Source organism: Roseiarcus fermentans, from assembly GCF_003315135.1.
Lineage (GTDB): Bacteria > Pseudomonadota > Alphaproteobacteria > Rhizobiales > Beijerinckiaceae > Roseiarcus > Roseiarcus fermentans.
In genome coordinates, this window is sequence record NZ_QNRK01000031.1 from 1 (window position 1) to 7812 (window position 7812).

The 7812-nt window shown below is 69.2% G+C and carries 6 protein-coding genes; 4 read left to right on the top strand and 2 right to left on the bottom strand.

Annotation, left to right across the window (positions count from 1 at the left end):
- On the bottom strand, positions 1-293 hold a 293-nt coding region (locus DFR50_RS31610), incomplete at its 3' end, for a cysteine peptidase family C39 domain-containing protein (RefSeq protein ID WP_147262865.1).
- Between the two features lie 179 nt (positions 294-472).
- Here DFR50_RS31610 and DFR50_RS22870 point away from each other — a divergent pair.
- The 4 genes from DFR50_RS22870 to DFR50_RS22885 all read left to right on the top strand — a co-directional run bounded on the left by DFR50_RS22870 (position 473) and on the right by DFR50_RS22885 (position 6770).
- On the top strand, positions 473-2281 hold the full coding sequence (locus tag DFR50_RS22870; protein WP_245428060.1) for a glycosyltransferase family 2 protein: 1809 nt from the start codon (positions 473-475) through the stop codon (positions 2279-2281).
- A gap of 44 nt (positions 2282-2325) precedes the next feature.
- Positions 2326-3168, top strand: a complete 843-nt coding sequence (locus DFR50_RS22875) for a class I SAM-dependent methyltransferase (RefSeq protein ID WP_245428062.1) — start codon at positions 2326-2328, stop codon at positions 3166-3168.
- Complete coding sequence (locus DFR50_RS22880) at positions 3107-5116, top strand: glycosyltransferase (protein WP_113891587.1); 2010 nt, start codon at positions 3107-3109, stop codon at positions 5114-5116. The genes DFR50_RS22875 and DFR50_RS22880 overlap by 62 nt, the downstream gene beginning before the upstream one ends.
- A 403-nt stretch (positions 5117-5519) precedes the next feature.
- On the top strand, positions 5520-6770 hold the full coding sequence (locus DFR50_RS22885; RefSeq protein ID WP_245428064.1) for an SGNH/GDSL hydrolase family protein: 1251 nt from the start codon (positions 5520-5522) through the stop codon (positions 6768-6770).
- A gap of 199 nt (positions 6771-6969) precedes the next feature.
- Here DFR50_RS22885 and arfB read toward each other — a convergent pair whose 3' ends face one another.
- Positions 6970-7398, bottom strand: a complete 429-nt coding sequence (gene arfB, locus DFR50_RS22890) for an alternative ribosome rescue aminoacyl-tRNA hydrolase ArfB (RefSeq protein ID WP_113891644.1) — start codon at positions 7396-7398, stop codon at positions 6970-6972.
- Positions 7399-7812: the final 414 nt, after the last annotated feature.

Below are 7812 nucleotides of genomic sequence, written 5' to 3' on the forward strand. Positions count from 1 at the left end.
ACGTTCGCCGCCCGAACCAGATCCTCCGAACCGGCCTGCCGCCCCGTCAGCGCAAGCTGATGCCGCAACTGCGAAGGATCCGCCGCAATCCGGTAATATCCCGCAATCAGCGACAAGGCCGAAAGTCCAGAGTCGACCTTCACCACGCCGGGCGCGTCCGCCTCGGCCTCCTTGACAGCAGTGCTCATCCCTCGACCGCCCGACCATTCCCCGCCGCCTGCCTCTTCGAAGCAGGACGGGCCTGTTGTTTCATCCACGATATTCATGTAAACATAGACCGGCGAGGTCGACAATGCAAACAACTCCGCGCGCGAGCGCAGTTTTTCTCTCCGGGCGGCGCAGCGAGCGCGCCGGCGATCCGGCGCAATTCCACTCGCTGCGGTGGTATCCCGCGGATTCCCGGATTGCCTTGTGTCGCGGAACGCTCCAAAAGCGCCGCGTCCACGCCGGTCCGGCGTAGAGCGACAGCGCCGTGTTGGGTTGGATGGATGGATTTGGTTCCCGGATATCGCGCCGCGCAAGCTCCGTCCTGACCTCGACCCTGCGGGGCTGGGGGTTCGCGTCCTCCTTCGCGATGGCGGCGGCGGCGTGGCGAACACGTCGGGAACACGCCCTGTTTTTCGACCATGTCGTGGCGCTGGCGGCGCGGGAAGCCGATCCGACGCCGCTGGCGACGCCGTTCGTGACGCTCGTCGTCCCGACTTTCGACACGCCGCCGTCGTACCTGAACGCGCTCGTCGCCTCGGTTCGCTCGCAGCGCCCGGGCGCGGCCGCGCTGATCTTCAGCGACGACGGCTCGACCGCGCGCTCGACCCGCGCCTGGCTCGACCGCAATGCGTCCCTCCCCAACGTGCGCATCCTGCGCCACGCGCGCAATCGCGGCATCGCGGCGGCGTCGAACGCCGGAGTCGCCGCCGCCACGACGCCCTGGGTCGGCTTCCTCGACCATGACGATGCGCTCGCCCCGCATGCGCTCGATCGCATCGACCGGGCGCTGCGGGCGCGGCCGGAGGCCCAGCTCCTCTACACCGACGAAGTCGTCGCCGACGCGCGCCTTCGTCCCGTCGCCTTTCATCTCAAGCCCGCCTTCGATCCGGTGCTGCTGTCGGGGCTCAACTACCTCAACCACCTGTCGCTCTACCGGCGCGAGCGGTTCCTGGCGCTCGGCGGCTTTCGCGAGGGGTTCGAGGGATCGCAGGATTACGACCTGCTCCTGCGCTACGCGCGCGGCCTCGCGCCGTCCGAATGCGTTCACCTGCCCTACCCCGCCTATCTGTGGCGGCGGGACGGCGCTTCGCACAGCGCCCAGCACTTCGAGCGGGCGAGCGACAACGCGCGCCGCGCGCTCGCCGAGGCCTATGGCGCGCCGGTGGCGAAGACCCGCGGCTCGCTCCATCAGGTCCGCTTCGCCGAACGTGAGCGCGACTGGCCGCTCGTCTCGGTCATCATCCCCAACCGGGACTCCCCCGCCCTGATCGCCAGGGTTCTCGACGGCCTCCTGCGCGAAACCGACTACCAGCCGTTCGAGATCGTCGTCATCGACAACGGCACGACGGACGCGAGCGTGCTGAGCCTCTACGAACGGCTGCGGCAGGGGCCGATCCCGTTTCGCGCCGTCGTCGAGCCGGAGCGCTTCAATTTCGCCCGCGCCGTGAACAAGGGGATCGCGCTCGCCCGGGGCCGGATGATCCTGATGCTCAACAACGACATCGAGGTGCTGGCGCCGGACTGGATGAAGGAAATGGCGGCGTGTTTCGATTACCCGGACGTCGGCGTGGTCGGAGCGAAGCTGCTCTATCCCAACCGGACCTTGCAGCACGCGGGCGTGATCGTCGGCTTCGGCGGCCTCGCGGGGCACTGGTGGCTCGAACAGCAGGAGGATTTCCCGGGGCCGATGGGACGATTGTGGGTGCGCCAGTCGATGTCGAGCGTGACCGGCGCCTGCCTGATGGTGTCGAGGGCGGCGCTGGATTCGATCGGCCCGCTCGACGAGGAGCGGTTCGCCATGGCCTACAACGACGTCGACCTGTGCATGCGCGCGATCGAGAAAGGTTTCCGCGTGGTCTGGACGCCGTTCGCCTGTTGCGTTCACCGCGAGTCGGCGTCGCGCGGCAGCGACGAAACCAAGGAGAACATCGATCGTTTCCGCCGCGAGCAGCAGAATCTGAGGGACCGCCACGCGACCGAGGTCTATGAGGACCCCGCCGTCAACCCGTGGTATACGAAGGACCGTTCCGCGCCGGGACTGGCCCGGCTTCACCATCTGCCGTCGGCGCGATGACATCCTGGTCCATCAGACCCGCGGCCCGGTCGATTTCGAGGCGCTTGCGGCGCGCCGCCGAGGCGCTCGACGGCTTCGCCTCCGACGGGCCCTCGAGCCTTCCGGCCGCCGCGGCGCTCGACAACTACGTCGAGGGGCCGCCGAGCGCGCAGAACGCCGTCGACGCGCTGCAGGGGTGGAACATGGCGCTGCCGCCCGAGGTCGGCGTGACCGCCGGCGCCGGCGCCTTTTACGCCGATCCGCGAATTCTCTGGGCGCTCGATGAATTCGGACCGCTCGAAGGGCGCAAGGTGCTCGAACTGGGGCCGCTCGAAGCGTCGCACACCTACATGATCGAACAGCGCCGGCCGGCGTCGCTGCTCGCCGTCGAAGCAAACCGACTGTCGTTCCTGCGTTGCCTCGTCGTCAAGGAGCTGCTCGACCTCAAAATCGCCAGATTCGAGCTCGGCAACTTCGCGCCATGGCTCGAGACGACCGGGCGCCGCTTTGATCTGATCGTGGCGTCCGGAGTCCTGTACCACATGGCGAACCCGATCCGCCTGCTCGAGCTCTTGAGCCTCCGGGCCGATTCCGTATATCTATGGACCCATTACGCGAGCGACGAGGCGATGCCGCCGGGAGACCCGAGGCGCATGGCCTTCGTCGGCGAAGCGGAAGTTTGCGAAACGCACGGCGTCTCCGTACGGTGTCGCAAGCGAAGCTACTGGGGCGCATGGAAGAACTCGTCTTTTTGCGGAGGTCTGTACGACCTCCATCGCTGGATTGAGAAAGACGATATTCTGACCCTGCTGGGGGCTTTGGGCTTTGACGACGTCCGCACCGCACATGACGAGCCGGACCATCACAACGGTCCGGCCTTCTCGATTTTCGCCCGGCGATCCCGTTAGGACGATCCGGCTGAGCGCCGAGCGCGACGTCCTGGCCGCCGCCGACGGATGGAGGGCGACGTCCCCCCAACCATGGCTGCGGATCGACGTCGATGCGACGAAAATCGCGGGGCAGTGGATCGAACTGATCTTCGACGCCGGGCTGACCGACGTCGTCTGCCGGCCGATCCTGCGCTGCGTCGGGCCGCAGGGGGCTCAGGACCAGATCCTCCCGGCCGCCGCGCTCGGTCGCGCGCGCTGGATCGGAAAGATCCCGCCGGACTCGTCGACGATCCTCGTTTCGCCGGTCAACGCGCCGGTCTCGTTCGCATTCCGGGTGGTTGCCGCGCGACCCCTGTCGGTGCGGCAACTGGCGGCGCGCGGCTGGACGGCGCGCCCGAGATTCGTCGCGCTCGGATTGGGCCATCGATGGTTCGGCAGCGCCTGGGAGTCCGAGCGATGTTTCCGGCGCGCGCTGCACTCGGCGCCGCTCCATGCGCACCGGCGCTGGGCCGGCCCGCGCCGCCGGGCGCCGGAATGGGACGGGTTCGACCGGGCGCCCGAGGCGGCGGGACGAGGCCCGCATATCCGGGTGATCGCCACCGACCCGGGCCGGCGCGGCGTCGCCCGCCTGCTCGACTGGCTGCGCAGCCAGCCGTGGCCGCACTGGTCGCTGGCGGCGCCGGCGACCCACGCGAGAAGCGACGTCATCGCCTTCGAAGGCGGGGCGCGCTTCGACGCCTGCCTCGCCGATCTCGCCCCGGACGATCTCGTGCTCGTCGTGCGCCGCGGCGAAACCTGGGCGGCCGAATCCCTGGCCGTCGCCGGCGTCGCGGCGCTGCGGGAGGAAGACAGCGACCTCTTCTATGCCGACGAACTGATCGGCCGCGCCCTGAAGCTGAAGCCGGACTGGAGTCCGGTGCTCGCCGGGTTCACCGACCTGATCGGTCGGGCCTGGATCGCGCGCGCGGGCTGGGCCCGCCGGGCGATCGGCGGCCTGCCCGGCGACGTCGCGGCCCGAGATCCGCTTCCGGTTCGCGATTGCGTTCGGGTCACGCACTTGCGCAGGGTTCTGCTCGAGGGCGGGAGCGCGCTCCCGCGGTCGGCGAGCGGCGGCGCGCGCCCGGCGCCGGCCGCGCGCCGCGACGGCCCGTGCGCGACGATCGTGATCCCGACGCGCGACCGGCTCGACCTCATCCGCAGTTGCGTCGAGAGCCTGCGCCAGGCGACCGGCCGGGCGGACTTCGAGGCGGTCGTCGTCGACAACGGGTCGAGCGATCCGGCGACGCTCGCCTACCTCGACGCGCTCGACCGCGAAGACCCGCGCTTTCGGGTTCTGGCGCGGCCGGGGCCGTTCAACTTTTCCGGGCTCTGCAACGCGGGCGCGGCCGCCGCGCGCGCCCCGACGCTGCTCTTCCTCAACAACGACGTCGAGGCGCCGGCGTCGGACTGGCTCGACCTCCTCGTCGCCTGGGCGAGCCTGCCCACGATCGGCGCGGTCGGCGCCAAGCTCCTCTATCCCGACGGCCGGCTCCAGCACGCCGGGGTGATCCTCGGCGTCGACGGGCACGCGACGCATTTCGAGCGCTTTCGCCCGCCCGACGAACCGGGCTTCTTCGGCCGGATCAACCATCCCCACGAGATCTCGGCCGTGACCGGCGCGTGTCTGGCGGTGGAGAAGCGCAAGTTCGATGCCGTCGGCGGCTTCGACGAGATCAATCTGCCGGTCGAGTTTTCCGACATCGACCTCTGCCTGCGGCTCGGCGAGCGCGGCTGGACGACACTGATCGAGCCGGCGGCGACGCTGGTCCACCGCGAGGCCGCGAGCCGCGGGGTCTGGCGGTCGCAGGAGATGCGGTACGCGGACCAGGTGGCGTACTTCAAGGCGCGATGGCGCAACCGTCTGCGCGACGATCCGTACTTTCACCCGGCGCTGTCGCTCGACTGGCACAGCGCGGCGCTGGGGTGAGCGAGCGCGGGCCTGAGGCCGCGCTCGGCTCGAGGGCGGCCGCGGCGACGGCGACGCCTTGAATTCTGCCCGGGTTGCGCGGCTTGACGATCGCGGGAACGCCAGCGTACCTTCGACCGCGCAACGCTGCAGCGACGAATAAGCAACGCCACCGTTATTTTTGAACGTTTCGGTTCGGACTTCGGCAGCCTGACAAACCAGCCCGTCACCTGAACATCGGTCGCGCGAACACCTCGCAGCGGTCGCGCGTGAAAACGCAGTCCACGCCGTCCGTCAGGGCGCCCGCGCGACGTCGACCCATGACAAGACTTTCGAAAGGGAGTGAATGGCGATGACCTTGCCCAAGGATCGTTTCTCACGCTTGCGAACCCTCTCGCGCGCGGCTCGGCGACTGAGGCGACCTGTGCTTGCGGCCGGACTGGCGGCGCTCGCCGCCGCCGTCGCGCCGTGCGCCGCCGGAGCGGCCGAGGCGCAGTGGATCACCACCTGGGCGGCGACGCCCGCGCCGCGGTGGGCCGAAGAGTTGCCGGCGCCGTTCGGCGCGCCCGAGACGCTCGGCGACCAGACCTTGCGCCAGATCGCGCGCATTAGCGTCGGCGGCGACCAGCTTCGGGCGGTCTTCTCCAACGAGTACGGAACCCGGCCGATGACGATCGGCAAGGCGAGCGTCGCGCTCTCGACCGGCGGCAGCGCCGTCGATCCTGCGACGCTCAAACCGCTGACCTTCGGCGGCAGCCCCTCGGCGGTCATTCCCCCCGGCGCCCGGCTCTACAGCGATCCGGTGGATCTGGCGACCAAACCCCTGTCGAGCGTCGCGGTCAGCCTGTATCTGCCGAAAAAGACGGGAGTGACGTCCGTCCACTGGGACGGCGCCCAGACCGGCTACATCTCGGGGCCGGGCGACGAGACCATGGCCGCCGACTTCAAGGCCGACAGCACCACGAAATCGCGGCTGTTCCTCAGCCAGATCCAGACCAACGCGAAACCGGATTCCACCGCGATCGTGTTCTTCGGCGACTCGATCACCGACGGGGCCTGCTCGACGCCCGACAGCAACGGCCGCTGGCCGGACCACATCGCCGAGCGGCTGCAGAAGGAAGGCCACCCGGACGTCGCCGTGGTCAACGAGGCCTATTCCGGCGACCGCGTGCTGACCAACGGCATGGGGACGAATGCGCTGAGCCGGTTCGATATGTCCGTGCTCGGCCATCCGCGCGTCTCGACGGTGGTCATGATGATGGGCATCAACGACATCGGCTGGCCGGGCAAGGACGCGATCACCCCGGGCGATCCGGAGCCGTCCGCCGACGACGTCATCGCCGGCTACAAGCAGATCATCGACCGCGCCCACGAGCACGGGCTCCGCTTCGTCGCGGTGACGCTGACGCCGTTCGTCGACACGTTCAAGGGGCTGCCGACGTCCGGCTATTATACGCCCGAGAAGGAGCAGATCCGCGAGGCGGTGAACGCCTGGATCCGGTCGAACAAGACGGCCGACGGGCTGATCGACTTCGACAAGATCGTCGAGGACCCGAACAATCCGAAGCGCATCAATCCGGCCTACGACTGCGGCGACCATTTGCATCCGAACGACGCCGGCTACAAGGCGATGGCGCAGGCGGTCGATCTGAACACGCTGGTTCCGGCCAAGTAGGCCGAAGCGGCGACGGCCAACTCCCGGCGGCGGCGCCCCCTCCACCGTCCTTCGGACGGTCCCCCTCCCCCGCTTCGCTTCGCTTCACGGGGGAGGAAAGCGGGGGCGCTTCGGATTCCCTCCCCTGCCGAAGGCGGGCGAGGGGGGGAGCATGCGACGCATGGTGGAGGAGGGGGAAGTCGACGGGAATTCCCGCGGCTCAGTCGTCGTCCGCCGTCGCGCCCCGCCCCCTTTTCACCACGGACCGGGTTTTCTTTTCCGTGAGCCGCCGCTCCTTCGACGCGCGCGTCGGCTTGGTGGCGCGCCGGACCGGCGGCGGCGGCAGCGCGGCCTCGCGGACGATTTCGGCGAGCCGTTCGAGCGCGTCGGCGCGGTTGCGTTCCTGGGTGCGAAACCGCTGCGCATGCAGAACGACGACGCCGTCCTTGGTCATCCGCCGGCCCGCGAGCCGCGCCACATTGGCGCGGACGCGGTCGCTCAGCGCAGGCGAGGCCATCGCGTTCCAGCGCAATTGCACCGCGGTCTCGACCTTGTTGACGTTCTGCCCGCCCGCGCCGGACGAGCGGATGAACGACAGCTCGATCTCGTCGTCCGCGATCGCGAGGCGAGGGGTGATCTGGAGGGGCATGGGACTGTCGTACCGGATTCCGATCGGGTCGGCTATCTCGGCGCGGGCGTCGCGCCGCCGCGTCGGGCGAATCCCGCGCCAAGCGGCCAACCGTCATGGCCTGGCTTGACCCGGCTATCCACGCGCTTCAGCGCCATCGTAGGGTCAGTCCAAAAAGCGTTTCTATTTCAACTTGCTACATAGCGGCCAGACGCGAGCGACGGTTGCAGCGGCGCCGCGTGGATGGCCGGGACAAGCCCGGCCATGACGGCGAAGGGCGGCTGAAGAGGAGCCTCGGCCCGGTTACAGAGCTTCCGCGGCTTCCATGGCTTCGTCGAGCGGATCATCCATCCTTCCGGTTCTCAGACCGGGCCTCTCCCCTTCTCCGCGAAGCGGGGAAGGTGGCCCGAAGGGCCGGATGGGGTGTGGAAAGCA